General features: G+C 67.6%; 26 protein-coding genes and 2 pseudogenes. 27 read left to right on the forward strand and 1 reads right to left on the reverse strand.

Annotation, left to right across the window (positions count from 1 at the left end; translation table 11 throughout):
• Window positions 1–14: 14 nt before the first annotated feature.
• The 15 genes from P0Y64_10005 to P0Y64_10075 all read left to right on the forward strand — a co-directional run bounded on the left by P0Y64_10005 (window position 15) and on the right by P0Y64_10075 (window position 17,428).
• The gene (locus tag P0Y64_10005) at window positions 15–1,382 is read left to right on the forward strand and encodes a UDP-N-acetylmuramoyl-tripeptide--D-alanyl-D-alanine ligase (GenBank protein ID WEK41749.1); all 1,368 of its coding nucleotides are present in this window, start codon (window positions 15–17) and stop codon (window positions 1,380–1,382) included.
• Window positions 1,382–2,452 (forward strand): phospho-N-acetylmuramoyl-pentapeptide-transferase, encoded by a 1,071-nt coding sequence (gene mraY, locus P0Y64_10010; GenBank protein ID WEK41750.1) that lies wholly within the window; start codon window positions 1,382–1,384, stop codon window positions 2,450–2,452. Before P0Y64_10005 ends, mraY begins: the two co-directional genes overlap by 1 nt.
• Complete coding sequence (gene murD / locus P0Y64_10015) at window positions 2,449–3,738, forward strand: UDP-N-acetylmuramoyl-L-alanine--D-glutamate ligase (GenBank protein ID WEK41751.1); 1,290 nt, start codon at window positions 2,449–2,451, stop codon at window positions 3,736–3,738. The genes mraY and murD overlap by 4 nt, the downstream gene beginning before the upstream one ends.
• Window positions 3,735–4,967, forward strand: coding sequence for a putative peptidoglycan glycosyltransferase FtsW (locus P0Y64_10020; GenBank protein WEK41752.1), 1,233 nt, complete (start codon window positions 3,735–3,737; stop codon window positions 4,965–4,967). The genes murD and P0Y64_10020 overlap by 4 nt, the downstream gene beginning before the upstream one ends.
• Window positions 4,964–6,109, forward strand: coding sequence for an undecaprenyldiphospho-muramoylpentapeptide beta-N-acetylglucosaminyltransferase (gene murG / locus P0Y64_10025; GenBank protein WEK41753.1), 1,146 nt, complete (start codon window positions 4,964–4,966; stop codon window positions 6,107–6,109). Before P0Y64_10020 ends, murG begins: the two co-directional genes overlap by 4 nt.
• A complete protein-coding gene (gene murC, locus P0Y64_10030; GenBank protein ID WEK41754.1) occupies window positions 6,106–7,521 on the forward strand; it encodes a UDP-N-acetylmuramate--L-alanine ligase in 1,416 nt (471 codons plus the stop codon). Before murG ends, murC begins: the two co-directional genes overlap by 4 nt.
• A 29-nt stretch (window positions 7,522–7,550) precedes the next feature.
• Complete coding sequence (gene murB / locus P0Y64_10035; GenBank protein ID WEK41755.1) at window positions 7,551–8,432, forward strand: UDP-N-acetylmuramate dehydrogenase; 882 nt, start codon at window positions 7,551–7,553, stop codon at window positions 8,430–8,432.
• Between the two features lie 90 nt (window positions 8,433–8,522).
• Window positions 8,523–9,440, forward strand: coding sequence for a D-alanine--D-alanine ligase (locus P0Y64_10040; GenBank protein WEK45031.1), 918 nt, complete (start codon window positions 8,523–8,525; stop codon window positions 9,438–9,440).
• Entirely contained in the window at window positions 9,437–10,363 is a 927-nt protein-coding gene (locus P0Y64_10045) for an FtsQ-type POTRA domain-containing protein (GenBank protein ID WEK41756.1), read from the forward strand. The genes P0Y64_10040 and P0Y64_10045 overlap by 4 nt, the downstream gene beginning before the upstream one ends.
• An 18-nt stretch (window positions 10,364–10,381) precedes the next feature.
• Window positions 10,382–11,644: a cell division protein FtsA gene (gene ftsA, locus P0Y64_10050; GenBank protein ID WEK41757.1), complete on the forward strand. Its 1,263-nt coding sequence runs from the start codon at window positions 10,382–10,384 to the stop codon at window positions 11,642–11,644.
• A 106-nt stretch (window positions 11,645–11,750) separates the two neighbouring features.
• The gene (gene ftsZ / locus P0Y64_10055; protein ID WEK41758.1) at window positions 11,751–13,232 is read left to right on the forward strand and encodes a cell division protein FtsZ; all 1,482 of its coding nucleotides are present in this window, start codon (window positions 11,751–11,753) and stop codon (window positions 13,230–13,232) included.
• Between the two features lie 7 nt (window positions 13,233–13,239).
• On the forward strand, window positions 13,240–13,509 hold the full coding sequence (locus tag P0Y64_10060) for a hypothetical protein (GenBank protein ID WEK41759.1): 270 nt from the start codon (window positions 13,240–13,242) through the stop codon (window positions 13,507–13,509).
• Window positions 13,506–15,416, forward strand: coding sequence for a tetratricopeptide repeat protein (locus P0Y64_10065; protein WEK41760.1), 1,911 nt, complete (start codon window positions 13,506–13,508; stop codon window positions 15,414–15,416). Before P0Y64_10060 ends, P0Y64_10065 begins: the two co-directional genes overlap by 4 nt.
• Window positions 15,413–16,582 carry a deoxyguanosinetriphosphate triphosphohydrolase gene (locus tag P0Y64_10070; GenBank protein ID WEK41761.1) on the forward strand — a complete coding sequence of 390 codons (1,170 nt, stop codon included), beginning with the start codon at window positions 15,413–15,415 and terminating at the stop codon, window positions 16,580–16,582. Before P0Y64_10065 ends, P0Y64_10070 begins: the two co-directional genes overlap by 4 nt.
• Before the next feature lie 129 nt (window positions 16,583–16,711).
• A complete protein-coding gene (locus tag P0Y64_10075) occupies window positions 16,712–17,428 on the forward strand; it encodes an AraC family transcriptional regulator (protein WEK41762.1) in 717 nt (238 codons plus the stop codon).
• 235 nt (window positions 17,429–17,663) lie between these two features.
• On the opposite strand, the pseudogene P0Y64_10080 reads toward P0Y64_10075, so the two are convergent.
• Window positions 17,664–18,501 (reverse strand): annotated as a pseudogene (locus P0Y64_10080) (ABC transporter permease).
• Between the two features lie 244 nt (window positions 18,502–18,745).
• Here P0Y64_10080 and P0Y64_10085 point away from each other — a divergent pair.
• The 12 genes and pseudogenes from P0Y64_10085 to P0Y64_10140 all read left to right on the forward strand — a co-directional run bounded on the left by P0Y64_10085 (window position 18,746) and on the right by P0Y64_10140 (window position 25,798).
• Window positions 18,746–19,438, forward strand: a complete 693-nt coding sequence (locus P0Y64_10085; GenBank protein WEK41763.1) for a GcrA family cell cycle regulator — start codon at window positions 18,746–18,748, stop codon at window positions 19,436–19,438.
• A gap of 141 nt (window positions 19,439–19,579) precedes the next feature.
• Complete coding sequence (locus tag P0Y64_10090) at window positions 19,580–19,828, forward strand: TadE/TadG family type IV pilus assembly protein (GenBank protein WEK41764.1); 249 nt, start codon at window positions 19,580–19,582, stop codon at window positions 19,826–19,828.
• Window positions 19,829–19,839: 11 nt separating this feature from the next.
• The gene (locus P0Y64_10095; GenBank protein ID WEK41765.1) at window positions 19,840–20,160 is read left to right on the forward strand and encodes a hypothetical protein; all 321 of its coding nucleotides are present in this window, start codon (window positions 19,840–19,842) and stop codon (window positions 20,158–20,160) included.
• Entirely contained in the window at window positions 20,081–20,905 is an 825-nt protein-coding gene (locus P0Y64_10100; protein WEK41766.1) for a TadG family pilus assembly protein, read from the forward strand. The genes P0Y64_10095 and P0Y64_10100 overlap by 80 nt, the downstream gene beginning before the upstream one ends.
• Window positions 20,856–21,305: a hypothetical protein gene (locus P0Y64_10105; GenBank protein WEK41767.1), complete on the forward strand. Its 450-nt coding sequence runs from the start codon at window positions 20,856–20,858 to the stop codon at window positions 21,303–21,305. The genes P0Y64_10100 and P0Y64_10105 overlap by 50 nt, the downstream gene beginning before the upstream one ends.
• A 370-nt stretch (window positions 21,306–21,675) precedes the next feature.
• On the forward strand, window positions 21,676–22,548 hold the full coding sequence (locus P0Y64_10110) for an ATP-binding protein (GenBank protein WEK41768.1): 873 nt from the start codon (window positions 21,676–21,678) through the stop codon (window positions 22,546–22,548).
• Window positions 22,526–22,687: pseudogene (locus P0Y64_10115) on the forward strand (hypothetical protein). The gene P0Y64_10110 and the pseudogene P0Y64_10115 overlap by 23 nt, the downstream one beginning before the upstream one ends.
• Window positions 22,688–22,823: 136 nt before the next feature.
• Entirely contained in the window at window positions 22,824–23,213 is a 390-nt protein-coding gene (locus tag P0Y64_10120; protein ID WEK41769.1) for a toprim domain-containing protein, read from the forward strand.
• A 25-nt stretch (window positions 23,214–23,238) separates the two neighbouring features.
• A complete protein-coding gene (locus P0Y64_10125; GenBank protein WEK45032.1) occupies window positions 23,239–23,316 on the forward strand; it encodes a hypothetical protein in 78 nt (25 codons plus the stop codon).
• A gap of 133 nt (window positions 23,317–23,449) precedes the next feature.
• Window positions 23,450–23,683, forward strand: a complete 234-nt coding sequence (locus P0Y64_10130; GenBank protein ID WEK41770.1) for a hypothetical protein — start codon at window positions 23,450–23,452, stop codon at window positions 23,681–23,683.
• Window positions 23,680–24,552, forward strand: a complete 873-nt coding sequence (locus tag P0Y64_10135; GenBank protein ID WEK41771.1) for an alpha/beta fold hydrolase — start codon at window positions 23,680–23,682, stop codon at window positions 24,550–24,552. Before P0Y64_10130 ends, P0Y64_10135 begins: the two co-directional genes overlap by 4 nt.
• Before the next feature lie 55 nt (window positions 24,553–24,607).
• Entirely contained in the window at window positions 24,608–25,798 is a 1,191-nt protein-coding gene (locus P0Y64_10140) for an aspartate aminotransferase family protein (protein WEK41772.1), read from the forward strand.
• Window positions 25,799–25,886: the final 88 nt, after the last annotated feature.

A 25,886-nucleotide genomic window follows, 5' to 3' on the forward strand; every position in this document is an offset into this window, starting at 1 on the left:
GCTATGGGCCGGTGATGAGCCTTTGGACCTCCGCTGAGATTGCGGCCGCCACCAGCGGCCATGCCTCCGCCGACTTTGCGGTTTCCGGTGTCGCGTTCGACAGCCGGGAGATCGGCGCGGGCGATCTGTTCGTCGCTATGAAGGGCGCGGAGACCGACGGTCATCGCTTCCTCGACAATGCCTTCGCGCGGGGCGCGGCGGGTGCGCTGGTATCGGAAGATACCGCGCACCCTTACGTTCGTGTGGCCGATACGTTCGCCGCGCTGGAGGATATGGCGCGTGCGAGCCGGGGGCGGATGGCGGGTGTGGTGATCGGTGTCACCGGATCGGTCGGCAAGACCTCCACGAAGGAGGCGCTGTTCGCGGCGCTCGATCGTGGCGCACGCGGCGCGGTGCATCGCTCGGTCAAAAGCTACAACAACCATACGGGCGTGCCGCTGAGCCTTGCACGGATGCCGCGCGAAACGCGCTTCGGCGTGTTCGAGATGGGCATGAGCCATCCCGGCGAACTGGCGCACCTCACCACGCTCGTCCGCCCGCATATCGCGATGGTCACCGCGATCGCCCCGGCGCATACCGAATTCTTCGCCGACGAAAGCGCGATCGCCGATGCCAAGGGCGAGATCTTCCGCGGGCTGGAGCCAGGCGGCACCGCGATCGTGCCCTATGACAGCCCGCATCGTGATCGGCTGATCGCGGCCGCTCGCCCGCACGCCGCACGGATCGTCACCTTCGGGCTGGACAAGGGCGCGGACGTGCATCCGATCGAGACCATGCGGCTGACGACCGGCACTTTCGTCACCGCGAAGGTCGGGGAGCGGGAGCTGAGCTTCACCGTCGCGCAGCCGGGACAGCATTGGGTGTCGAACGCGCTTGCGGTGATCGCCGCAGTCGATGTCGCGGGCGGCGACCTGGGGCTTGCCGGCCTGGCACTCGGCGAATTGGGCGGCCTGACCGGGCGAGGAGAGCGTTTCACGGCGGCGATCGGGGGAGGCGAGGCGCTGGTGATCGACGAAAGCTATAACGCCAATCCGGCGTCGATGGCGGCGACGCTCGAAGTGCTGGGAAACGAGCCTGGGCGGCACGTTGCGGTGCTCGGTGAAATGCGCGAGCTGGGTGAGGCGAGCGATGCCTATCACGCCGCGCTGGCCGGGGCGCTGATCGCCGCGCGCGTCGAAACGGCGCTTCTGGTCGGCGAAAGGATGGCGCCGCTGGCGCAGGCTCTTGAGGGTCGCGTCGATTTCGTTCATGTGCCCGATGCCGCAACCGCGCTTGATCGCCTCAAACAAGTGATCGCGCCGGGTGATGCGGTGCTCGTCAAGGGATCGAACGGAGTCGGGCTGTCGCGGGTTGTCGCGGCGCTGGCCGGGGGCGTTTCATAGTGTTGTATCTGATCGCCGAGAGCCTCGGCTTCCCGAGTGTCCTCAATCTTATCCGCTATCTGTCGTTCCGCACCGGCGGCGCGATCGCCACGGCGCTGTTCATCGGCCTGATCATCGGGCCGAAGTTCATCGGCTGGCTACGCGTGCGGCAGGGCAAGGGTCAGCCGATCCGGGCGGATGGGCCGCAGACCCACCTCGCCAAGCGCGGCACGCCGACGATGGGCGGCCTGATGATCCTGACGAGCCTGAGCCTCGCGATCCTGATCTGGATGGATCTGCGCAATCCCTTCGTCTGGGCGAGCCTGTTCGTCACGCTGGGTTTCGGCGCGATCGGCTTCATGGACGATTACGACAAGGTGACCAAGGCGACCACCGCGGGCATCCCCGGTCGCGTCCGCCTGCTGCTGGAATTCATCATCGCGGGCATCGCGGCATGGATCATCAGCCAGGAAAACGGCACCGGCCTATTCCTGCCGTTCACCAACCGCTATTATCTGGAACTGGGTTATCTTTACCCGCTGTTCGCTGCCTTCACGATCGTGTCGTTTGGCAATGCGGTGAATCTGACCGACGGGCTGGACGGGCTTGCCACCATGCCGGTGATCATCGCGGCGGTGGCGTTCATGATCATCGTCTATCTGGTCGGCAACGTGAAGTTCGCGGATTATCTCGGGCTGCCGCATGTGCCGCGCGCCGGCGATCTGGCAATCTTCTGCGGCGCGATGATCGGAGCGGGGCTGGCGTTCTTATGGTACAATGCGCCGCCGGCGGCGGTGTTCATGGGCGATACCGGCAGCCTCGCGCTTGGCGGCGCGCTGGGCACGATCGCGGTGATCGCGCATCACGAGATCGTGCTGGGGATCATCGGCGGCCTGTTCGTGGTTGAGGCGATGTCCGTCATCATCCAGGTCGCGGTGTATAAGCGCACAGGAAAGCGCGTGTTCCGCATGGCGCCGATCCACCACCACTTCGAACAGCTCGGCTGGAGCGAGCCGACCGTGGTGATCCGTTTCTGGATCATCGCGCTGGTGCTGGCGCTCGCCGGCCTGTCGACGCTGAAGCTCAGGTGATCGTCTCGCCCCTCTGGCGCGGCAAACGCTATGCGGTGCTGGGGCTGGCGCGGACCGGCGCGGCGACCGTGCGTGCGCTCGTCGCCGGCGGGGCGCAGGTCGTGGCCTGGGATACCGACGCGGCACGGCGCGACGCACTTGCCGGCGAGGGCGTCGAGTTCTCCGATCTCGATACGATCGATCTCGCAGGGTTCGATGCGCTCGTCGTGTCGCCGGGCGTACCGCTCAACACGCATCCGCTCGCGGCGAGGGCGCGCGCGGCGCGCGTCCCGATCACCGGCGATATCGAGCTGTTCGCTGAGGCGCGTGCCGGGTTGCCGGCGCACAAAGTGATCGGGATCACCGGCACCAACGGCAAATCGACCACCACCGCGCTTGTCGCCCATATCCTGAAGACGGCCGGCATTCCCGCGCTGATGGGCGGCAATATCGGCCTGCCGATTCTCGCGCAGGAGCCTCTGCCGGCGGGCGGCGTCTATGTGCTGGAGCTGTCGAGCTATCAGATCGATCTGACGCAAAGCCTCGACTGCGAGGTCGCGGTTCTGCTCAATATTACGCCCGACCATCTCGATCGCTATGACGGCTTCGATGGCTATGTCGCGTCCAAGGCGCGGCTGTTCGCGATGCAATCGCCGCGTCATGAGGCGGTGATCGGGATCGGCGACGCCGCGTCGGCCGCGATCGCGCGGTCGCTATCCGCGCGCGGCGAGCACCTCACCAAGATCGCGCCCGGTGTGTGCCTGGATCAGTCCCGCTGGCCGAGCCTGCAAGGCCCACATAACGCGCAGAACGCGCTCGCCGCGATCGCAGTGGCCAAGGCGCTGGGCGTAAGCGAGACGGATATCGATCGCGGGTTGCAGACCTTCGCGGGTCTGCCGCATCGCATGGAAAAGGTGCGCGAAGTCGCTGGTGTCGCTTATGTCGACGACAGCAAGGCGACCAACCCGGAAAGCACCGCCCCTGCGCTGGGCGCTTTCCCGCGCGTGCACTGGATCGTCGGCGGCCGGGCCAAGGGCGACGATCTGGACGCGTGCCGGCCGTATTTCGATCACGTCGTGCGCGCCTATACGATTGGCGAGGCGGGTTCGCGCTTCGCCGCGATCCTGCGCGACACGATGCCGGTGGAGGAGGCGGGAACGCTCGCAGCCGCCGTGGCGAGCGCGGCGCGCGAGGCACGCCCCGGCGACACGGTGCTGCTATCGCCGGCAGCGGCATCCTTTGATCAGTTTCGCGATTATGAGCATCGCGCGCAGGCATTTCGCGACGCGGTGGGGGCGCTGGCATGACCGAAGAGCAGGTCGAGATCGTCACCGACGCCGGGCTGCGCGCGCGGCTGAAAGGCCGTGGGGGACGCGGCGATCGCTCGCCGCTTGGCACGTGGTTCTGGGATACCGACCGCGTGTTGCTGCTGCTCACGCTGGCTCTGATCGCGGTCGGTTTGCTCGCGGTTGCGGCGGCCAGCCCGGCGAGCGCGGTGCGCTATTCGGGCGAACATGTGAAATTCCCGCCGCTCTACTATTTCTGGCGGCAGGTGATGTGGGTGGCGGTGTCACTGCCGGTGTTGTTCGTCACCTCGATGCTGCCGGTGAATACCGCGCGGCGGCTCGCGGTGATGGGGTGTTGCATCTTCGCGGGGCTGCTGCTGATCACACCGTTCGTCGGCGTATCGGTGAACGGCGCGCGGCGCTGGATCGGCTTCGGGCTCGCGCAGTTCCAACCATCCGAATTCCTCAAACCGTGTTTCATCGTCACGGTCGCGTGGCTGCTTTCGCTGCGCGCGCGCGATGAATCGCTGCCCGTCACCACGATCACCTTCGCGATGACCGGGCTGGTCGCGGCGATGCTGATGCTTCAGCCGGATCTCGGGCAGACGATCATCTTCTGCGCGGTGTGGCTGGCGCTGCTGATGATCGCGGGTACACCGATGCGGACGATCGCGGCCTTTGTGGCGATGGCCCCGGCGGCGCTGGTAGCGGCCTATGTCTTCTACGGCACGGCGCGGACGCGGATCGACGCGTTCCTCTTCCCCGATGCCGAGGGGGCAGGGGCGAGCGACCATTTCCAGACCAACGCGGCGCACGCCACGCTGACCGCTGGCGGGTGGACCGGCACTGGCCCCGGCGGCGGCCGCGTGAAATTCGGGCTTCCCGAAGCGCATACTGACTATATCTTCTCCGTCATCGGCGAGGAGTTCGGCTTGATCGCGTGCATGGTGATCGCGGTGATGTTTCTGGCGATCGTCGTGCGCGTGTTCGTTAAGCTGCTCGACGAACAGGATAATTTCAAACTGCTCGCGGCCGGCGGGCTTGCTACCCAGTTCGGCGCTCAGGCGCTGGTCTCGATGGCGGTCAACACCGGCCTCGCACCGTCAAAAGGCATGACCTTGCCGTTCATCAGTTATGGCGGCTCATCGATGATCGCGCTGTCGATCGGGATGGGCCTGTTGCTCACCTTCACGCGCCGCAACCCGTTCCTTTTGCGCAGCCCCTATGTCACGCGCTGGGGTGCGCTATGACGCGGGCGCGGCATTTCGTTCTCGCGGCCGGCGGGACTGGTGGGCACATGGTTCCCGCCGCTGCACTGGCCGAAGAGCTGATCCGTCGCGGGCATCGCGTGGCGCTGGTATCTGACGAACGTGGCGTGCGCTTTCCCGGCCTGTTCGATGGGGTGCAGACGCATGTCCTGCCCGCGGGGCGGCTCAGCGGCGGCCCGCTCGGCTGGGCCAAGGCCGCGCGTGAGATGTGGCGCGGCCGCGCGATGGCGCGCGAACTCTATCGCACCTTCACCCCGGCGGCGGTGATCGGTTTTGGCGGCTATCCCGCTTTCCCGGCGCTAGCGGCTGCCTTTGCCGAGAAGATTCCGACAGCGATTCACGAGCAGAATGCCGTGCTGGGGCGCGTCAATCGGCTGGTCGCGCGGCGGGTGGACGCGATCGCGACCTCCTATGCCGAGACGGAGCGCCTCAAGCCCGCCTATCAGATGAAGGCGCATTGCGTCGGCAATCCGGTGCGCGACAGCGTGCTGGCGTTGCGTGCGAAGCCCTATCCGCTGCTCGAGGAGGATGGCATCTTTCGGGTGCTCGTCACCGGCGGATCGCAGGGTGCGAGCGTGCTGAGCAAGGTGGTGCCAGATGGCCTCGCCATGCTGCCGGTCGCCTTCCGGCGGCGCTTGCAGGTGACGCATCAGGCGCGGATCGAGGATATCGATGCCGTGCGCGCCAAATATGCCGAACTCGATATCGCTGCCGATCTCGCGACCTATCTGCCTGACTTGCCGGAGCATCTCGGCTGGGCGCATGTCGTGATCGCGCGCGCGGGCGCCTCGACGCTCGCGGAACTCACCGTGGCTGGCCGTCCGGCGATCCTCGTTCCGCTCCCCATCGCGACCGACGATCATCAGACCGCGAATGCGCGCGAGATCACGCTGGCGGGGGGCGCGCGGACGATTCCGCAAAGCCAGTTCACGCCGTCTGAGCTTGCCAAGCAGATGCAGAAGCTGGGCCTCGATCCCGAGGCGCTGGAAAATGCCGCCGGGCGTGCACGTGCGTGCGGCAAGCCCGATGCGGCGCGCGATCTCGCTGATCTGGTCGAAAGCCTCGATGCGCCGCGTGCGGCGCTGCCGATCGGCCCGGTTGTCCGCAAGGAGGCGTTCGCATGAAGGGCGTGCCAACCAATATCGGCACGATCCACTTCGTCGGTATCGGCGGGATCGGCATGTCCGGCATCGCCGAGGTGATGAACAACCTTGGCTATAAGGTGCAGGGCTCCGACGTCGCAGAAGGATATGTGATCGAGGGATTGCGGGCGCGCGGCATCCCGGTCGCGATTGGGCACAAGGCGGAAAATCTCGGCGAGGCGGCGGTGGTTGTCACCTCCACCGCGATCAAGCGCGGCAACCCGGAGGTGGAAGCGGCGCTGGAACGACGGGTGCCGGTGGTTCGGCGGGCGGAAATGCTGGCGGAGCTTATGCGTTTGAAATCCACCGTTGCGGTGGCGGGGACGCATGGGAAGACCACCACCACCTCGATGGTAGCGGCGCTGCTCGATGCCGGTGGGGTGGACCCGACCGTGATTAACGGCGGGATTATCAACAGTTACGGCAGCAACGCCCGGCTTGGCGGCAGCGACTGGATGGTAGTTGAGGCCGACGAAAGCGACGGGAGTTTCCTGCGGCTCGACGGCACGATCGCGGTGGTCACGAATATCGATCCCGAACATCTTGATCATTACGGTGACTTTGAACGCGCCAAAGAGGCGTATGTAGAGTTCGTCGAGAATGTTCCCTTCTACGGTGCGGCACTGCTGTGCCTCGACCACCCGGAAGTGCAGGCGCTGATCCCGCGCGTGCGCGATCGGCGCATCGTGACATACGGCTTCGCTGCGTCCGCCGACGTGCGCGGCGTGAACGTCACCCCCTATCCGGGCGGCAACCGTTTCGAGGCGATCATCCGCGAGCGCGACGGCGCGACGCGCTCCATCGAGCATATCGACCTGCCGATGCCCGGCCGCCACAATGTCCAGAACGCGCTCGCCGCGATCGGCGTGGCGCTGGAACTGGGCATCGACGACGCGACGATCCAGAAGGGCTTTGAGAAGTTCGGCGGGGTCAAACGCCGCTTCACCAAGGTCGGCGAAGTCCCGGCCGAAGGCGGCGTGGCGACCGTGATCGACGATTACGGCCACCACCCGGTGGAGATCCGCGCGGTGCTGTCCGCGGCGCGGGAAAGCGCGCAGGGCCGGGTGATCGCGGTGGTGCAGCCGCATCGCTATTCGCGGCTCGGCAATCTGATGGACGACTTCCAGAGCGCGTTCAACGACGCCGACATGGTCTATGTCACCCCGGTCTATGCCGCGGGCGAAGCGCCGGTCGAGGGCGTTGACGCGGATGCGCTGGTCGAAGGGTTGAAGCGGCGCGGCCATCGCGCGGCGGCGACGATCGCGGACGCGGACGCGCTGGCGCAGACGCTCGCGGGCGTGGTGCGCGGCGGCGATCAGGTCGTCTGCCTGGGCGCGGGCGACATCACCAAATGGGCGGCGGGGCTTGCTCCGGCGATCGTGGCGCGACGATGAGCGTCGCGCCTATAGTTTCCTTGGCTGCCATGCCTGAGGTCGCCGGTCGCCTGACGCCGGATGCACCGCTCGCGCCGCTCGTCTGGTTCAAGGCGGGCGGTGCGGCGCAATGGCTGTTCGAGCCGAAGGACGCGGACGATCTCGCGCAATTCATGGTGCGGCTCGATCCCGCCGTGCCCGTGATGGCGCTGGGGCTGGGATCGAATTTGATCGTGCGCGATGGCGGCGTGGCGGGCGTGGTGGTGCGGCTGGGCAAGGCGTTTGCGAAGGTTCAGGCGCTCGATACGACGACGCTGAAATGCGGCGGCGGGGCGAGCGGCATCCTCGTTTCGTCCACCGCGCGCGATGCCGGCATCGCCGGAGTGGAATTCCTGCGCTCGATCCCCGGCACGGTCGGCGGTTTCGTCCGGATGAACGGCGGCGCTTATGGCCGCGAGACGGCGGACGTGCTGGTCGAATGCGAGATCGTCCTGCGCTCGGGCGAACGCCGGGTGCTGGCGGCGGCCGAGCTTGGCTATACCTATCGCCATTCGGACCTGCCCGAAGGCGCGGTGGTGGTGAGCGCGACCTTCCGCGGCGAACCCGGCGAGCCGACCGCGATCCAGGCGGAGATGGATCGCATCGCCGCATCGCGCGAGGCATCGCAGCCGCTGCGCTCCAAGACCGGCGGATCGACCTTCAAGAACCCGCCGGGCGAAAAGGCGTGGGCGCTGGTCGATGCGGCGGGCTGTCGGGGCTTGCGCAACGGCGACGCGCAGGTGAGCGAAAAGCACACCAATTTCCTGCTGAACCTCGGCCACGCCACCAGCGCGGAGATCGAGGGGCTGGGCGAAGACGTGCGTGCGCGGGTGAAGGCGCATAGCGGCGTGACGCTCGAATGGGAGATTCAGCGCGTGGGAGTGGCGGCATGATGCGCGCTGCCCGTATCGCGCCGGTGGTTTCGCTTGTTTCGCAAGGAGTTTCGCGTGTCTGATCGTCGTCCACTTCACATCGTCGTGCTGATGGGCGGCTGGTCTGCGGAGCGCGAGGTGTCGCTGTCGTCGGGCGCGGGGATCGCCGAGGCGCTGGAGTCGCTCGGCCATCGCGTGACGCGGATCGACATGGCGCGCGATGTCGCCGCGCGGCTGAGCGAGGCGAAGCCCGATGTGGTGTTCAACGCGCTGCACGGCACGCCGGGGGAAGACGGATCGGTGCAGGGGCTGATGGACCTGCTCGGCCTGACCTATACCCATTCGGGCCTCGCCACCTCCGTGATCGCGATCGACAAGGTGCTGACCAAGAACCAGCTCGTCCCGCATGGCATCCCGATGCCGGGCGGGCGGATCGTGAAGTCGGCCGAATTGTTCGAGGGCGATCCGCTGGCGCGCCCCTATGTGCTGAAGCCGGTCAACGAGGGATCGTCGGTCGGCATCGCGATCGTCACCGAAAACGGCAATTACGGATCGCCGATCGGGCGCGACGTGAAGGGGCCGTGGCAGGAGTTCGACGAACTGCTCGCCGAACCCTATGTGCGCGGCCGCGAACTGACCACTGCCGTGCTGGGCGGCGCTGACGGCCCGCGCGCGCTGGGCGTGACGGAGCTTCGCCCGAAAAGCGGCTTCTACGACTACGACGCCAAATATACCGACGGGATGACCGAGCATCTCTTTCCCGCGCCGGTGCCGGACGAGATCGCGCAAGCCTGCATGTCGATCGCGATCGAGGCGCATCGCCTGCTCGGCTGCAAGGGATGCAGCCGCGCCGATTTCCGCTGGGATGACGAGCGCGGCGAGGATGGGCTGTTCCTGCTCGAGGTGAACACCCAGCCGGGCATGACGCCGCTGAGCCTCGTCCCCGAACAGGCGCGGCACACCGGCATGAGCTATCCCGAGCTGGTGCAGGTGATCGTCGACGAAGCGTTGCGGGAGGCGGGGGTATGAGCCGCCAGCAAGTCCGCCGCTCCCCGCCGCGCCGTCCGGGTGCGCCAAAGCGCCGCAAGGCCTCGCTCGGCGATCGGATGATCGCGAAGCTGCCGGTCAGCCACGATATGCTGCGTCACGCGGTGACGTGGATTTTCCTTGGCGTCGGCGCGACGGTGATGGTTGCCGGCGCGACCTGGTTCGGCGTGCCGGGGATGATCGGTGGCGCGGTGGCCGAGGGCGCCGGGCGTGCGGGCTTGCGGGTGGAGCAGGTCGATATCACCGGGCTGAAGCGGATGGATCGGGAGACGGTCTATGCCATCGCGCTGGAAAATCAGACGGTGGCGCGGCCGATGCTGGCGGTGGACCTTCAGGCGGTGCGCAAGCGGCTGCTCGCTTACGGCTGGATCGCGGACGCTTATGTCTCGCGGCGGTTCCCCGATCGCCTGCTGATCCACATCGTCGAGCGCGAGCCGGCGGCGATCTGGCAGAACGAAGGGCAGCTCACGCTGATCGATGCTACCGGCACGCTGCTCGATCCGGTCGATCCCGGCCATATGCCTGCCGGGTTGCCGCTGGTGATCGGCCCAGGCGCGGCGCAGCAGGAGGCGGGCTATCAGAAGCTGCTCGCCGCCGCGCCCGCGTTGCGCCCGCGCGTGAAGGCCGCGACATGGGTCGGGAACCGGCGCTGGGATCTGACGTTCGACAGCGGCGAGACGCTGCTGCTGCCGCAGGACGGCGCGGATCGCGCGCTGGTGAAGTTCGCCGAGATGGAGGGCGCTCGCCCGCTGCTCGGCAAGGGATGGGTTCGCTTCGACATGCGCGATCCGACCAAATTGGTCGCGCGCAAGCCGGGGCCGGAAAGCAATCGCGCTGACGCCGACCAGGGGGAAAATGGCGGCACCACCAGCGAGATGCGCGTCGCACGCGTCGGCGACGTCTGATGAAGGGGGAACGGGGATATGGCTAAGGCAGCACCGGAGGGCCTGATCACCGCGCTGGATATCGGCACCTCCAAGGTGTCGGCGATGATCGCGCAAAAGGGCGATGGCGGCGAACTGATCGTGCTCGGCACCGGCCAGCGCGAATCGCGCGGCGTGAAGCGCGGCTATATCGCCGACATGGCCGCCACCGAGGTCGCGGTGCGCGAGGCGGTGGAGCAGGCGGAGCGGATCGCGGGGATCAATATCGAGAACGTCTGGGCGGGCTTTTCCGCCGGCGGGCTCGTGTCCGACGAAGCATTCATCGAATCGGAACTGAACGGCCACCGGATCGAGCAGGCGGATATCGACGCGCTGTTGCAGGAAGGGCGCCAGTCGATCGACCCGCAGGGCCGGATGGTGCTCCACGCGCAGCCCGCGCTCTATACGATCGACGGGCTGGAGGGCGTGAAGAAGCCGCTCGGGCTCCATGCCGATCGGCTGGGCGTGCATATCCATGTCATCGCGGCCGATGGCTCGCCGGTGCGCAACCTCGATCTGTGCGTGCGATCCGCACATCTGGAGGTGAAGTCGATCATCGCTTCTCCGGTCGCGACCGGCTTCGCCTGCCTGTCGGGCGAGGAGCGCGATCTGGGCGTGGCGCTGGTGGAGATCGGGGCGGGGATCACCAACGTCTCGCTGTTCGCGGGCGAGATGCTGGTCGGGCTGAAATCGATCCCGATCGGCTCGGCCGACATCACCGACGACATCGCCTCCGCCTTTGGCACGACGCGCGGACAGGCGGAGCGGATGAAGTGCTTCCACGGCTCGGCCAACGCCTCCCCGCGTGACAATCACGAGATGATCACGATCCGCACGCCCGCACGTGAGGAGGATGGCGACGCGCTGCAGATCACCAAGGCGGCGCTGATCGCGGTGATCCGCACCCGGCTGGAGCAATTGGTGGGCGAGGTGCAGGCCGCGCTCAAGGAATTGAAGTTCGAAGGGCCGATCAACCGTCAGGTGGTCTTGACCGGCGGCGGCGCGGAGTTGAAAGGCATCGCCGATTATGCGCAGCAGGTGCTGGGGCGTTCGGTGCGGGTCGGGCGGCCACGCGGGTTGACCGGATTGCCGGAGGCGCATTCCGGGCCGGGCTTCGCAACGCTCGCTGGCCTCGCCTTTTTCGCGGCGAACGATCCGATCGATCTGCGCGGTCTGGCGCCGCAGCAGCAACAGCAGGTTTATCGACCGAAGGGGATCAGGGCGCTCAAACGCCTCTTCCAGACGGTGAAGGCCAATTATTAGGCTGCATAATGGTTTTCGGCTGGCACGGCCGGGCGCTATGTTGCAGGAAGGTTAATCGACACGTCCGGTTGTGGGGAACGGCCCGGACAGGCGGAGTAAGTACGCGATGGGAATCGAATTCATCACCCCGGAATCGGATGAGCTGACCCCGCGCATTGCGGTGATCGGCGTTGGTGGCGCGGGCGGCAACGCAATCGCCAACATGATGCGCGCGGAGGTGCAGGGGGTCGACTTCCTGGTCGCCAACACGGACGCCCAGGCGCTGAAGCAATCCAATGCGCCGGAAAAGATCCAGCTCGGGGCGAAGATCACGCAGGGCCTGGGCGCGGGCAGTCGGCCGGAAATCGGCCGTGCCGCCGCCGAGGAAACCATCGAGGCGATGTCGAAGCGACTCGAGGGCGCCCACATGTGCTTCATCGCCGCCGGCATGGGCGGCGGCACTGGCACGGGCGCGGCCCCGGTCATCGCCAAGGCGGCGCGTGACATGGGCATCCTGACCGTCGGCGTCGTCACCAAGCCGTTCGCGTTCGAAGGCAGCCGCCGCTCCAAATCCGCTGAAAGCGGGATCGAGGAGCTGCAGAAGTATGTCGATACGCTGATCGTCATCCCGAACCAGAATCTGTTCCTGATCGCCAACGCCAACACCACGTTCAAACAGGCCTTCGAAATGGCCGACGAGGTGCTGCAACAGGGCGTGCGCGGCATCACCGACCTGATGGTCATGCCGGGCCTCATCAACCTCGATTTCGCCGACGTCCGCTCGGTGATGCAGGAGATGGGCAAGGCGATGATGGGCACCGGCGAGGCCGAGGGCGACGACCGTGCGCTCGTGGCGGCGCAGAAGGCGATCGCCAACCCGCTGCTCGACGGCGTGTCGATGCAGGGCGCGAAGGGCGTCATCATCTCGATCACCGGCGGCGAGGACATGCGCCTGCTTGAGGTCGACGAGGCCGCGAACCACATCCGCGAACTGGTCGATCCCGACGCCAACATCATCTGGGGTTCGGCGTTCAACCCCGAGCTGGAAGGCAAGATCCGCGTCTCGGTCGTCGCCACCGGCATCGAGGCGGAAGCCCGCACCGACGCGCCGGCGCCCGAGCCGGCCCGCGCGTTCAGCTTCTCCGCGCCGCGTCGCGCCGAACCAGCGCCCGCCCCCGCTGCCCCGGCCCCCGCGCCGGTGGCCGAGCAGCCGGCAACTGCTCAGGCAGCCGAGCCGGCGCAGCCGGAAATCGAACTGACCGAGGTTGTCGCGCAGCCCGAAACCGCCGCGTCGCCGGCCGATGAGGAACTGTTGCTGGGCAGCGAGACGATCATGCCCGAAGCCGCTGCCGCACCGGCGCCTGCCGCCGAGCAGGCGGCGCCGAAGGTGTTCGAGGATGATGCCCCGGCGCCGGCACCGCGCCGCCGCTGGTTGTCATCCGGCAGCGACGCCAGCGAGGAAGCCGCGCCGGCACCGCGCGTGAAGCTTGGCGGCACGTTGTTCGAGCGGATGCAGAATGCGTCGCGCGGCGCGGCGCGGCCGGAAGACGGCGAAGACAAGGATTCGCTGGATATCCCGCGCTTCCTGCACCGCCAGAACAACCAGTAAGCAGCATATGCCGTTGCGGCATTCCCGCGCCGGCCGCTCGATCGTGAAGCGGCCGGCGCGGATCGCCGCAAGGCGGGCGGGGCGTGTCGCGATGTCGATGGCGTTCGCCGCTTCCCGCCCCCGGATCGGCGCGGGCGGGTTTCTGCCCGATGCGCGCGATGCCATAGCGGCGCTCGACGATTGCGGGCGGCGCGGCCATCGCTGGCGGCGTGGCGGCGCACGCGCTAGGCAATTCGGCATTCCGCCGTATCAGATGAGACATTTTCCGACGCGATGAAGCGCACGATTTCCTTCGCCTTCCTGCTGCTGGCCTCGGCCGCCGCACTCCCGGCGCCTGCCGCCGCCCAAATGGTGCAGCAACTGCCGCAGGCCGGTTCCGATGCCGATCAGCTGGCCGCCGCGATGCGCACGCTTGGCGCCAATCCCCGCGATCTCAATGCGTTGATCAACGCCGGCGAGCTGTCGCTAAAGCTTGGTGATGCGAGCGCGGCGGCGGCGCTGTTCAAGCGCGCCGAAGAAGTCGATCCGATGAACGGCCGCGTGAAAGCCGGCATGGCGCGGATCCTGGTGCAGCAGGAGCGGCCGGGCGAGGCGTTGCGCTATTTCGATCAGGCGGCGGGTTATGGCCTCGATCCGCGCAGTTTCGCTGGCGATCGCGGCCTCGCTTATGATCTGATCGGTGAGCAGGAGCGCGCGCAACGCGATTACCGGCTGGTGCTCAAGGCGGGCGCGCAGGATGAGGTGCAGCGGCGCTATGCGCTGTCGCTCGCCATTTCCGGGCGGCAGGACGAGGCGCTGAAGCAGATCGAGCCGCTGCTCCGTAATGGCGATCGCGGTGCCTGGCGTGCGCGGGCCTTCATTCTCGCGCTGGGTGGCGACGTGCCGGGCGCGGAGAAGATCGCGACGACGATGATGCCGTCCGGGCTGGCCGGTGGGCTGGCGGGCTTCTTCCAGCGGTTGCCGACGCTTGCGCCGGTGGACAAGGCGTTCGCGGTGCATTTCGGAGAAGTGCGGGCGAGCGCGGCGCGGCTGGCCGATGCGCGGCTGGCGCCGTCGCTGCCGCCGCTGGGGCCAGAGACGAGCGCGCCGGTGCGAGTCGCGGCCGCCACGCCGCCGCCGCCCGCCGCCCGCGCCGAAACCGCGCGCGAACGGCGCGATCGCGAGCGTGCGCGTCGCGGGGGCAAGGCCGCGCCGATCGCCGTGGCGTCGACGCCCGTCCCGCAAAAGTCGGCCGACCCTGCGCTGCCGCCGCCGCCGAGCTATCCGGGCAATGGCGTGGTCTTCGCCGCGCCGCAGGAAATCACCCAGAAGCTGCCGCCGCGCGCGCCGGTGCAAATCGCTCGCCCGACGCCGACGCCGCCGGTGGTGACCAATTCCGCGCCGCAGCCGTCGGCCGAGATCGCGAGCGCGCCGCCGCCCGTCGCCCCGCCGCCGCGTCGCTCGCCGCCGCGCGTGGTTGCGTCCAAGACGCCGGTGCCGCCCAAGATGAGCGAGGATTCGATCCTGGCGAAGATCATCGCGGGTATCTCGGTCCCGGATTCGGAGCGTGAGGAAGCGCCGCCGCGCGTGGCGGTGAAGCGCGAAACCGCGCCGGTGCGCGCCGCCGCGCCGAAGAAGGATCAGCCTCCGGGCGAGATCGCGGAGGCGAAGCCGGCACGCGGCACCGCGGCGGCACGGCGCAAGGCCGCCGCGAAGGCCGAGGAAGCGGAAAGCGAAACCGCCGACGCACCCGAGGCGAAAGCGACGCGCGGGCGCGGCAAGGCGACCGCCAAGGCCGAGGAAGAGGTCGCCGAGGCCCCGAAGAAGAAGACGCTCGCCGAGAAAAAGGCGGAGGAGGCCAAAAAGCTCGCCGCAGCCAAAAAGGCCGAGGAAGCGAAAAAGCTCGCCGAGGAGCGCAAGGCGGAGAAGGCGCAGCCGGCGCGGATCTGGGTGCAGGTCGCGGGCGGCGCCAACGAAGGCGATCTGCACAAGGCGTGGACATCGGTAAAGGGCAAGACCGCGACGCTCGCCGGCAAGAGCGCCTATACCACCCCGCTGCGCGCCACCAATCGCGTGGTCACCGGCCCGTTCAAGACGGAGGCGGAGGCTCGCGCGATGGTCAACAAGCTGGCGAAGGAGGGCGTATCCGCCTTCACCTTCACCAGCACGGCCGGGCAGAAGATGACGAAGATCGAGAGCAAGTGAGCGCCACCCACGCGCCCTGGGCGTCGCAACCGGCGGCGGGGCGCGGGCGGCTGCATCAGGAGCAGGGCGGCGTGCCGCGCGGGCCGCGCGACGATTATCAGCGCGATCGCGATCGCATCATCCACTCGATCGCCTTCCGCCGGCTGCGCCACAAGACGCAGGTGTTCCTCGCCCCCGATGGCGATCACTTCCGCGTCCGGCTGACGCACAGCCTGGAGGTGGCGCAGATCGGCCGCACGATCGCGCGCACGCTTGGACTGAACGAGGATCTTACCGAGGCGATCTGTCTCGCGCACGATATCGGCCATCCGCCGTTTGGCCATGCGGGCGAGGATGCGCTGAAGGCGGCGACGATGGCGGCGGGCGGGTTCGACCATAATGGCCATGCGCTGCGCACGCTGATGCGGATCGAGCGCTCCTATCCGCGCTTCGACGGGCTGAACCTGACATGGGAGACGCTGGAGGGGCTGGCCAAGCACAATGGCCCGGTGCGCCATCCCGGCTGGGCGCTGGCGCAGGCGGATGCGGATGCCGCGCTCGAACTCGACACCTGGCCGAGCCTTGAGGCGCAGATCGCGGCGATCGCCGACGACATCGCTTATGACAATCACGATATCGACGATGGCCTGCGCGCCGGGCTGCTGACGCCGGAACAATTGCGCGACGTGCCGCTGGTGGCGCGCGGCTGGGCGGCGGCGCGCGAGCGTTTCCCGGACATCTCCGACCGGCGGCTGTCGCGCGAGCTGGTGCGCCAGCAGATCGGGACGATGGTGCTCGATCTGATCACCGAAACGAAGCGGCGTATCGCCGAATCGGGCGTGGGCGATGCGACGGACGTGCGCGCCGCCGGCCGCGCGCTCGTCGCCTTCTCCGACGCGATGCGCGAGGAGGAGCGCGACCTCAAACGCTTCATGTACGCCAATCTCTATCACCACCCGCGCCAGCTCGAGGCGGCGGCGGCCGCGCATGACGTGGTGTCGGGGCTGTTCGCGGCCTTCCATGCCGACCCGCAATTGATGCCGGAGGAGTGGCGCGCCGACGTGCCGCGCGAGGAACCCGCGCTCAGCCGCCACATCGCCGATTATATCGCGGGCATGACCGATCGCTTCGCGATCCGCGAATATGAACGCGTGATAGGGCCGGTGGCGATGCCGGAGGGGTTTTAGCCGGCGACGGCGAATCCGGCGCCCCGGCGGTGGGCGAATCGCGTTACGCGCCGTCTTTCCCGATGCGGATGCTTTGCTAGTGATGTGACATGACACGCGGACGGGCGAAGCTGGCGATGGGGCGGGGGGGTGAGCATCTGGCTGCTGGACGCGCCGGACGGCTTTGGCGATGCACGTCCGCACGCGCATCACGCGATCCAGCTTACGATCAGCCTGTCCGGCGGGCTCGAGCTGAGGAACGACGATTTCTCCGAGCGCGGGCCGGCTATCGCGGTCGACGCCGATGTGCCGCATCGCTTTCAGGCGCACGGCTTGCTGGCCATCATATTCGTCGAGCCGGAAAGCCGATCGGGCAGGGCGCTTCGCCGCATCCTGTTCGCGGATCGGGCACTGGCGTCGTTCGACGCCGGGCCGCTTGCGCCCGCGCTCGCGCCACTCGCCGCGGCGTTCGACGCCGAGACGACGGCCGATCAATTGCTTCAAGCCGGGCAACAGGCGGTATCCGCTTTGCTACCGGAGATTCGGGCGCCGCTTCCCGATCCGCGCATTCGGCGCGTAATCGATCGGGCATCGATGCATCTGGACGATTCGCTCGAACGCGCCGCCGACGCGGCGGGGGTGCACCTGTCGTCCAGCCGGCTCCGGCATTTGTTCGTCGAACAGACCGGCCTTGCCTTCCGCACCTATCTTCTTTGGCTGCGGCTGGTGCGCGCGCTGGATGTCTATGCGCAGGGAAAGTCGCTGACCGAGGCCGCCCATGCCGCGGGCTTTGCGGATTCGGCGCATCTGAGCCGAACCTTCAAACGAAACTTCGGATTGCCGGCGACGACGCTGGAGCGACTTTAGCCGTTACGTTCAATCCGCGAGCGGCGGCCGCGTCTAGCGGAAACTTCTCACCAACTGAGGAGAACGACCATGACCGATCAATCCGAAAAGACCCGCTGCTCGCCCAAGTGCACCTGCGAGAATTGCACCTGCGGCAACGATTGCCGTTGCGCGAAGCGGGCCTGATGCCCCAGCGTTCGCCGGCGCGCGTGCGGTCATCCGATCGCGATGCGCCCGGCGTTCGCCTTGCGTTGGCCTAGCTCTTGAGCTTCCACCCGCTCCGCAGCAGCAGATAGCACAGCAGGCCCAGCGTCACGTCGATCGCGAGGATCACCACGCTGCCGACCAATACCGGCGAATCGGCGGTGCCGAGGAAGCCGTAGCGGAAGCCCGATATGATGTAGAAGAACGGATTGGCATGGCTGAACGCGCGGAATGCCGGCGCGAGATTGTCGACCGAGTAGAATGTGCCCGATAGCAGCGCGAGCGGCGCGATGACGAAATTGGTCACCGCCGCCGCGTGATCGAATTTCTCCGCCCAGATCGAGGTCAGCACGCCGAGCAGCGACGAGGAATGCCTGCGCCCAGCAGGCCGAACCACAGCACCGCGATCGGGTGCTCCCGGGGTGACATGCACCCCGGGCCAGAGCGCCGCATCGCCAGCCACAGCCGATCGATGCCCACGCAGGAAGGCCCGCGTCACCGCGCCGCCGACCAGCGCCGCGAGCAGCTCCGCGGTCGACAGCGGCGGCATGCAGATAATCCACGATCGTGCCCTGGATCTTGCCGACCAGCAGCGAGAAGCTGGCGTTGGCGAAGGCGTCGGCCCCAGCATGCCCATGGCTGACGATCAGGCCGGGGGCGAGGAAATCGGCGAACGGCGACCTCGGTCCCGCCGACATGCACCGGCCGCTGCGACCGCCCGTCGCGACGGTGAAAACGATCAGAAATAGCAACTGTGGTTGGACTCGCCGGTGCCCAGATCGTCTGGAGCTGCACCTTGAAGAATCGGCGCACCTCCTTCACATAGAGGGTCTTCGAAGACCGCCCCAATTGACGTTCCGGATCACCGGGAACGCCGGGCGCGTTATCATCCGCCGATTGCCGCTGACTGGATTTCTGGGCCGATTGGGGGCTGGCTGCTCATCGCGCACGCGGCTAATGACGTGCCGCGCGCTGCCCGCAACCCGGCCGCCAGCAGTAAACGATTGCCAAGATTTGACGATTTGAGATGCGCTGGACCGACGAGCGTATTCGAGACGCTCAGGACCATGTGGGAAGGCGGCCAGCACCGCGAGCCAGATCGCCGAGGCGCTGGGCGGTGTCAGCCGCAATGCGGTGATCGGCAAGGCGCATCGCCTTGGCCTGCAATCGCGCCCGTCGCCGTGGTGCCCAAGGATGCCGAGGCAAAGCCCGACAGCCAAGGCTGCAGGCCGCCGCCGCCGCACCGCCACCCCCCGCGCCCAAGCCCGCGCCGGTGCCAGCCGCGCCGCCCGCCCCCAAGCCGGTCGCCCCGTAACGCCGCCGCCCGCCCCTGCCCCGGCACCCGTCCTGATCGCAGACCGTCCGAGGCCGAAGACGCGGATCACCATGGCGACCACGCCGATCTGTCGCCCGCGCCAGCCGCTGGCACCGTCAGCCGGTCCTGCGCTCGGTCGGCCCCGGCGGCTTCCTCCGGCAGGCGCCGCGGCGAGCAGCAGGCGCCGGAGTCACGCCCGCCCCGCCCCGGCGCCTGGTCCCGGCCAGGCCTTCGGCCGGACATCGCCGGCAAGACCTCGCTTGCTCGATCTCAGCGACAAGGTCTGCAAATGGCCGCTCGGCCACCCCGGCGAGCCCGATTTCCACTTCTGCGGCGACAAGGTGAACCCCGGCTTCCCATATTGCGTCGCGCATTGCGGCCACGCCTATCAGGCGCAGCTGCCGCGCCGTGATCGCCGCGCACCGCCAATTCCGTTCGGCGGCCCGCGCCTCGCGCTGATTTTGCGTGGGATCGCGCCATTTCGGTGCGATCCCGTCGCTTTAGGGGCGTGAAACGGCGTGATTTGCGTAAATCGCGCCCGCGCCATGGGGTGCCGCCCTTAAGCGGGCTGCGGGATCATCCTCCCCATGATGAGGGGAAGATTTCGCCATTCGCCAGCGTCCGCTCGCCCGCGATTCGCGGGCGCCGCGATCGTGGAATTCGCGCTGCTCGCGCCGATATTGCTTGCAGTCCTGCTGGGGGTGCTGGGTTACGGCCAGTATTTCCTGCTGGCGCACAGCGCGCAGCAACTCGCCAACGATTCGGCGCGCGCGACGATCGCCGGGATGAGCGCGGCGGAGCGACTGGGCCTTGCCAACGCGGCGATGGCCCGATCCCTTTCCCGCCTGCCTGAATCAAAGCCGGCACCGCCGCGATCGCGGTGGAGGAAGCGCCCCCGTTGATAACGGTGCGGGTGCGAATCGACGCGAGCGCGATCGGCTTGTTCCGCATCAAGCTGTTGCCGATGCCCGATTCGATGATCGAGCGCAGCGCGGTGATCCAGCAGGGCGGGCGTGTTGTGAGGTGGCTGGCGGCTGACAAGCGCGGCGGGGGTCGGCATGCTCGTGGCGCTGGCGATGCGGTGCTGATCGGCATCGCGGCGTTCGCGGTGGATCTCGGCGCGGTGGCAACTCGATGCCCGGCGGCTGCAGGGGATGGGCGGATGCCGCCGCGCTCGCCGCCGCATCCGGCGATCCGGCCGATGGGCAGAAAGCGGCCGACGCGATGGTTTTAGCCGCGCATTTTCCCCGTGCCGTGACGGCGCGGGTGACCACCGCAGCTATCGAGCCGACGCAAGCATCGCCGCAGCGGCGCGCTTCACCCCGGCCAGCGGCAGCGCGGATGCGGTGCGGGTCGAGCTTGAATCGACCTCTCCCACGTTCCTCGCCGCGATCTTCGGGCGGCATGATATCGCGATCGGGCGGCAGGCGATCGCGGCGCGGCAACGCTATGCGAGCTTTTCGATCGGTTCGCGGCTGGCGAGCCTCGATGGCGGCCTGCTCAACGCCTATCTCTCCGCGCTGACCGGCAGCAATGTTTCGCTGTCGGTGATGGATTATCGCGCGCTCGCCGGGGCGGATGTCGATCTGTTTCGCTATCTGCCGCTGTTACGCACCAAGGCGGGGTTGCAGGCGGCGAGCTTCGGGGATGTTCTCAAGAGCAACGTCTCCACCCCGCAGGCGCTGGATGCGCTGGCATCGGCGCTGTCCGCGGACGGCCAGCCGCAGGCGGCGAACGCGATCAAGGCCTTGCTCAACATGAGCGGCGGGCGTTCGATCTCGCTGGCGGCGTTGATCGATGCCGGTCCGCTCGCCGCGCAGAGCGAGGGCGGCACGGGGATCGCCAAGGTCGATGCGCTGGCGCTGACGACGGCGATGCTGCAACTCGCGTCGCCTACGCGGCAGGTGTCGCTCGATCTCGGGGCCGAGTGTGCCCGGCCTCACCTCGACCCGCGTGACGCTGGCGATCGGCGAGCGTGAGGCGCAGTCCCCGTGGATATCGATCACCGACAAGGGCACGCCGGTGATCCACACCGTGCAGGCTCGGCTTTACGTGCGCAGCCGCGTGGCGCCGACCGCGCTGGCGGGATTGTCAGGCCTGATCTCGGTCGATCTGCCGATCTTCGTCGAACTGGCCGGCGCGGAAGGGCGGCTCGACGCGATCAATTGCGCCAGCGAGACGACGCGCGGCGTGACGCTGGAGGCGAGAACGGATGCGGTGCGCGCCGCGATCGGCAATGTCGATGAAACCCGCATGAGTGATTTTACCCGCGCCGCTCACGCCCACGCCCGCGAAGCTGGTCGATACGCTGCTGGTCGATGTGATCGGCAGCAGCAACATTTCGGCCCGGCGCGGCCGAGCCGTGGCAGAAGAAACTGAACTTCGACTGGAATGCGATCCAGTCCGGCACGCGCAGGACGATTCGTGCCACGTCGCCGGTGAACGGGCTGGCGACCTCGCTCCGCGACACAGGCCTCGCTCAAGGTCGAGCTGATCGGGCTGCCGATCCCGATCGACCCGCTGCTGCGCTCCGTGGGCGGCCGTGTTGCAACTCGTCTCGCCCGCGCTCGATACGTTGCTGATGACCACCACCGGCGCGTTGGGCGTGGGAATCGGCGAGGGCGGACCTTCGGACCACCGGCATGCGCTGTGGCGCGGCTGCACTCGTGGGCTGAATCCCCATAGGCCCTGAGACGGTAACCACCGCGCATGGGTTTGCCGTCGCCGCACGCGTCGATATAGCTGTGCAATGTCCGATCTGTTCGCAGCGCCTTCGTCTTCCTCCCCCACCACCAATTATGACGCTTCGTCGATCGAGGTGCTGGAGGGGCTGGAGCCGGTGCGGCGGCGGCCCGGCATGTATGTCGGCGGCACCGACGAGCGCGCGCTCCACCATCTCGCGGCCGAAGTGCTCGACAATGCGATGGACGAGGCGGTCGCGGGGCATGCCACGCGGATCGAGGTCGACGCTGGCCGTCGGCAATCGGCTGACCGATCATCGACAACGGGCGCGGCATGCCGGTCGATCCGCACCCGAAATTCCCGGACAAGAGCGGCGCTGGAGGTGATCCTCTCCACGCTGCATTCGGGCGGCAAGTTCGCCGGCAAGGCCTATGCCACCTCGGGCGGCCTGCACGGCGTCGGCGTCTCGCGTGGTCAACGCGCTGTCGTCCGACACGGCTGGGTCGAGGTCGCGCGCGGCCAGACGTTCTATCGCCAGAGCTTCTCGCGGGGCCTGCCGCTCGGTCCGCTCGAGAGGTCGGCGCCGTCGCCGAACCGGCGCGGCACGTCGGTGCGCTTCCGTCCCGATGCGCAGATCTTCGGGACGGAGCTGCATTTCAAGCCGGCGCGGCTGTTCAGGCTGGCGCGCTCCAAGGCCTATCTCTTCGCGCGGCGTCGAGATCCGCTGGAAATGCGCGCCCGATCTGATCCTCGGACGATACGCCGCCGAAGCGGTGTTCCAGTTCCCCGGGCGGCTGGCGGACATCTGCGCGAGCAGGTCGCCGGCACGCGAATGCGCGACGGCGGATCTTCTTCGCGGGCACGCAGGAATTTCCCGGCGAGCAGGGCCGCGTCGAATGGGCGGTGGCCTGGCCGTTATGGACGCGACGGCTGCTACTAGCTGGTATTGCAACACCATCCCGACGCCCGATGGCGGCACGCATGAACAGGGCTTGCGGCACGCCCTGCGTGCGCGGCTTCGCGCCTTTGGCGAACTGCGTCGGCAAGCCAAGCGCGCGCAGGATCTGAACGCCGACGACGTGATAGTCGGATCGGAGCTGATGCTCTCCGTCTTCATCCGCGAGCCGCAATTCCAGGGCACAGACCAAGGATCGGCTCGCCTCGCCGGAGGCGGCCGGGCATCGTCGAGAAGGCGGTCCGCGATCCTTTCGACCATTGGCTCAGCCGCAACATGGATCGCGGCAACGCGCGCTGCTCGGCTGTGTGCTCGAGCGGATGCCGACGATCGCCTGCGCCGCAAGCAGGAGCGCGAGGTCTCGCGCAAGACCGCCACTTCCGGCCGCAAGCTGCGCCTGCCCGGCAAGCTCGACCGACTGCTCCGCCGACAGCCCGGCAGGGACCGAGCTGTTCATCGTCGAGGGCGATTCGGCCGGCGGCTCGGCCAAGCAGGCGCGCGATCGCAAGACGCAGGCGATCCTGCCGATTCGCGGCAAGATCCTCAACGTCGCCTCCGCCACGTCGGCCAAGATCTTCGCCAACCAGCAGCTCGCCGATCTGGGCCAGGCGCTCGGCTGCGGCACGCGCAAGGATTCGCGAGGCGGATAACCTGCGGTACGAGCGCGTCATCATCATGACCGACGCCGATGTCGACGGCGCGCATATCGCCTCCCTGCTGATGACGTTCTTCTTTCAGGCAGATGCCGGATGATCGTGACGGCGCGGGCACCTCTATCTCGCCCTGCCGCCGCTTTACCGTCTGACGGCATGGCGCAAAGTCCCTCTATGCCCGTGACGACGCGCACCGCGCCGAGATCGAGGCCGGGCCGTTCAAGGGCCGCAAGGTGGAAGTGGCGCGCTTCAAGGGTCTTGGCGAGATGAATCCCGGGCAGCTCCGCGAAACGACGATGGACCCCAAGACGCGCAGCCTGATCCGCATTACCCTGCCGCAGGAATATGAGGAGCGCGCGGGCGTGAAGGATCTGGTCGATCGGCTGATGGGCACCAATCCCGCGCACCGTTTCGCCTTCATCCAGGAAAATGCCGCACGGATCGACGAGGAAACCATCGACGCATGACCCGCTGGGCGGGGATCGCGGCGCTCGTCGTGGCGGCTGCCTATCTGCTCGCGGTTCTCGCGCTGACGGTCGGGCAGCGATGGCTCATCTATCGGCCGCCAGGCGATGCCGAGCATTATTTCCCCGCCGATTTCGATCGTATCACGCTGCGCACCAGCGACGGCCTGACGCTGACCGCCGCTTATCACCCCGCCGCCGTCGGACGCCCGACGTTGGTGTTCTTCCACGGCAATGGCGATTCCTTCGAGGGATCGAACCGCGCGACCGATCTGCTCCGCGAACAGGGGTTTGGCGTGCTGCTTGCGGAATATCGCGGCTATGCCGGCAACCCGGGTGCGCCGACCGAGGATGGGCTCTATCGTGACGGTCGCGCCGCACTGGACTGGCTCGCGGCGCGGGGAATCGCGGGGCGCGACGTGATCCTGATCGGTTACTCACTCGGATCCGGCATCGCATCGCAACTGGCGACCGAACGCGGCGTGGGCGGATTGGTGCTGATCGCGCCCTTTACCGGGCTGGTGGACGCCGCCTCACATCATTTTCCTTATATTCCAGTGCGTTTGCTGCTGCGCGATCGTTACGCCAATCTCGATAAGCTACGTGGGCGCCACCTGCCGCTCTTTGTCCTCCACGGGGACCGCGACCGCGTCATTCCATGGCAGCAGGGACGCAAGGTAGCGGAAGCGGTGCCGGGTGCGGGGCTGCATATCCTGCGCGATATCGGCCACGAAATCGCTTTCCTGCCCGATACGCAGATCAGGATAGCGCGCTGGGTCGATAGTCTCGATCCCGCGAAACGCGCGGAATCGCACGATGCGAAAGCGCCGAACGCACCGATGTTGACGCTGCCGCCACGCCCCCGGTATTAGCGTTGTCCGGGCGGCCCCTTCCGGGTCGCCCTTGCTCTTTTTCAGGAGATGCCCCGTGACCATCACCGCACTGATGCCCGTCTATCCGCGCTGCGGAGTACGGCCGGTGCGAGGCGAGGGCGCGTATCTCTATGGCGAGCGAGGCGAGAAATATCTCGATTTCGCCAGCGGCATCGCGGTCAACTGCCTCGGCCATAGCCATCCCAAGTTGGTGAAGGCGATCGCCGATCAGGCGGCGACGCTGATGCACGTCAGCAACCTCTACGGCAGTCCGCAGGGCGAGCATTTCGCGCAGCGGCTGATCGACGCCACTTTCGCCGATACGGTGTTCTTCACCAATTCGGGTGCGGAGGCGGTTGAATGCGCGATCAAGACCGCGCGCCGCTATCACTTCGCCAACGGCCATCCCGAGCGGCATGACCTGATCACCTTCGACACCGCCTTTCACGGGCGGACGCTGGGGACGATCTCCGCCACCAACCAGCCGAAGATGCGCGACGGGTTCGAGCCGCTTCTGCCGGGCTTCAAATACGCCAAGTTCAACGATCTCGCCGGTGCGCTGGCGCTGATCGACGAAAACACGGCCGGTTTCCTAGTCGAGCCGATCCAGGGCGAGGGCGGTATCCGCCCGGCGAGCGAGGAATTCCTGACCGGGCTGCGCAAGGCGTGCGACGAGCGCGGCCTGCTGCTGGTGCTGGACGAGGTGCAGGCGGGCTATGGCCGCACCGGCAAGCTGTTCGCGCATGAGCTTTACGGCATCACCCCGGATATCATGGCGGTGGCCAAGGGGATTGGCGGCGGCTTCCCGCTCGGCGCCTGCCTCGCGACCGAAGAGGCCGCGAAAGGCATGGTGATCGGCACGCATGGCTCCACCTATGGCGGCAACCCGCTCGCCATGGCGGCGGGCGAGGCGGTGCTCGATGTGTTGCTGGAAGACGGCTTCCTCGAAAATGTCGAGAAGACCGGCAATCGCCTGCGCCAGGCGCTGGAGCAGATGATCCCCAACCACGATCATCTGTTCGACAGCGTGCGGGGCCACGGCCTGATGCTGGGCCTCAAGCTCAAGAGCGACAGCCGCGCCTTCGTGGCGCATGCGCGCGACAATCACGGGCTGCTGCTGGTGTCGGCCGGCGACAATGTCGTCCGCATCCTGCCGCCGCTAAACATCGATGAAAGCCATATCGCGGAGTGTGTCGAGCGGTTGAGCGAGGCGGCGCGGATGTACGTGCCGGCTGCCGACGATTGACGCCGGTTCGTCCGCGCTGATCCGTTCGCGGCGCTTTCCTCCACCCGGAGGAAGCGCCGCGACGAGTCAGGCCGGGCGACACTCCGGG

It is taken from the genome of Candidatus Sphingomonas colombiensis, from assembly GCA_029202845.1.
Classification (GTDB): Bacteria; Pseudomonadota; Alphaproteobacteria; order Sphingomonadales; family Sphingomonadaceae; genus Sphingomonas; species Sphingomonas colombiensis.

Coding starts and splice junctions, on each gene's coding strand:
- P0Y64_10060 (WEK41759.1), top strand. CDS start 13,240: ATGCCGTTGCGGCATTCCCGCGCCGGCCGCTCGATCGTGAAGCGGCCG.
- P0Y64_10045 (WEK41756.1), top strand. CDS start 9,437: ATGAGCCGCCAGCAAGTCCGCCGCTCCCCGCCGCGCCGTCCGGGTGCG.
- P0Y64_10040 (WEK45031.1), top strand. CDS start 8,523: ATGGGCGGCTGGTCTGCGGAGCGCGAGGTGTCGCTGTCGTCGGGCGCG.
- P0Y64_10125 (WEK45032.1), top strand. CDS start 23,239: ATGACCGACGCCGATGTCGACGGCGCGCATATCGCCTCCCTGCTGATG.
- murG (WEK41753.1), top strand. CDS start 4,964: ATGACGCGGGCGCGGCATTTCGTTCTCGCGGCCGGCGGGACTGGTGGG.
- murC (WEK41754.1), top strand. CDS start 6,106: ATGAAGGGCGTGCCAACCAATATCGGCACGATCCACTTCGTCGGTATC.
- murB (WEK41755.1), top strand. CDS start 7,551: ATGCCTGAGGTCGCCGGTCGCCTGACGCCGGATGCACCGCTCGCGCCG.
- P0Y64_10135 (WEK41771.1), top strand. CDS start 23,680: ATGACCCGCTGGGCGGGGATCGCGGCGCTCGTCGTGGCGGCTGCCTAT.
- ftsZ (WEK41758.1), top strand. CDS start 11,751: ATGGGAATCGAATTCATCACCCCGGAATCGGATGAGCTGACCCCGCGC.
- P0Y64_10100 (WEK41766.1), top strand. CDS start 20,081: ATGGGCGGATGCCGCCGCGCTCGCCGCCGCATCCGGCGATCCGGCCGA.
- P0Y64_10005 (WEK41749.1), top strand. CDS start 15: ATGAGCCTTTGGACCTCCGCTGAGATTGCGGCCGCCACCAGCGGCCAT.
- P0Y64_10020 (WEK41752.1), top strand. CDS start 3,735: ATGACCGAAGAGCAGGTCGAGATCGTCACCGACGCCGGGCTGCGCGCG.
- P0Y64_10065 (WEK41760.1), top strand. CDS start 13,506: ATGAAGCGCACGATTTCCTTCGCCTTCCTGCTGCTGGCCTCGGCCGCC.
- ftsA (WEK41757.1), top strand. CDS start 10,382: ATGGCTAAGGCAGCACCGGAGGGCCTGATCACCGCGCTGGATATCGGC.
- P0Y64_10110 (WEK41768.1), top strand. CDS start 21,676: ATGTCCGATCTGTTCGCAGCGCCTTCGTCTTCCTCCCCCACCACCAAT.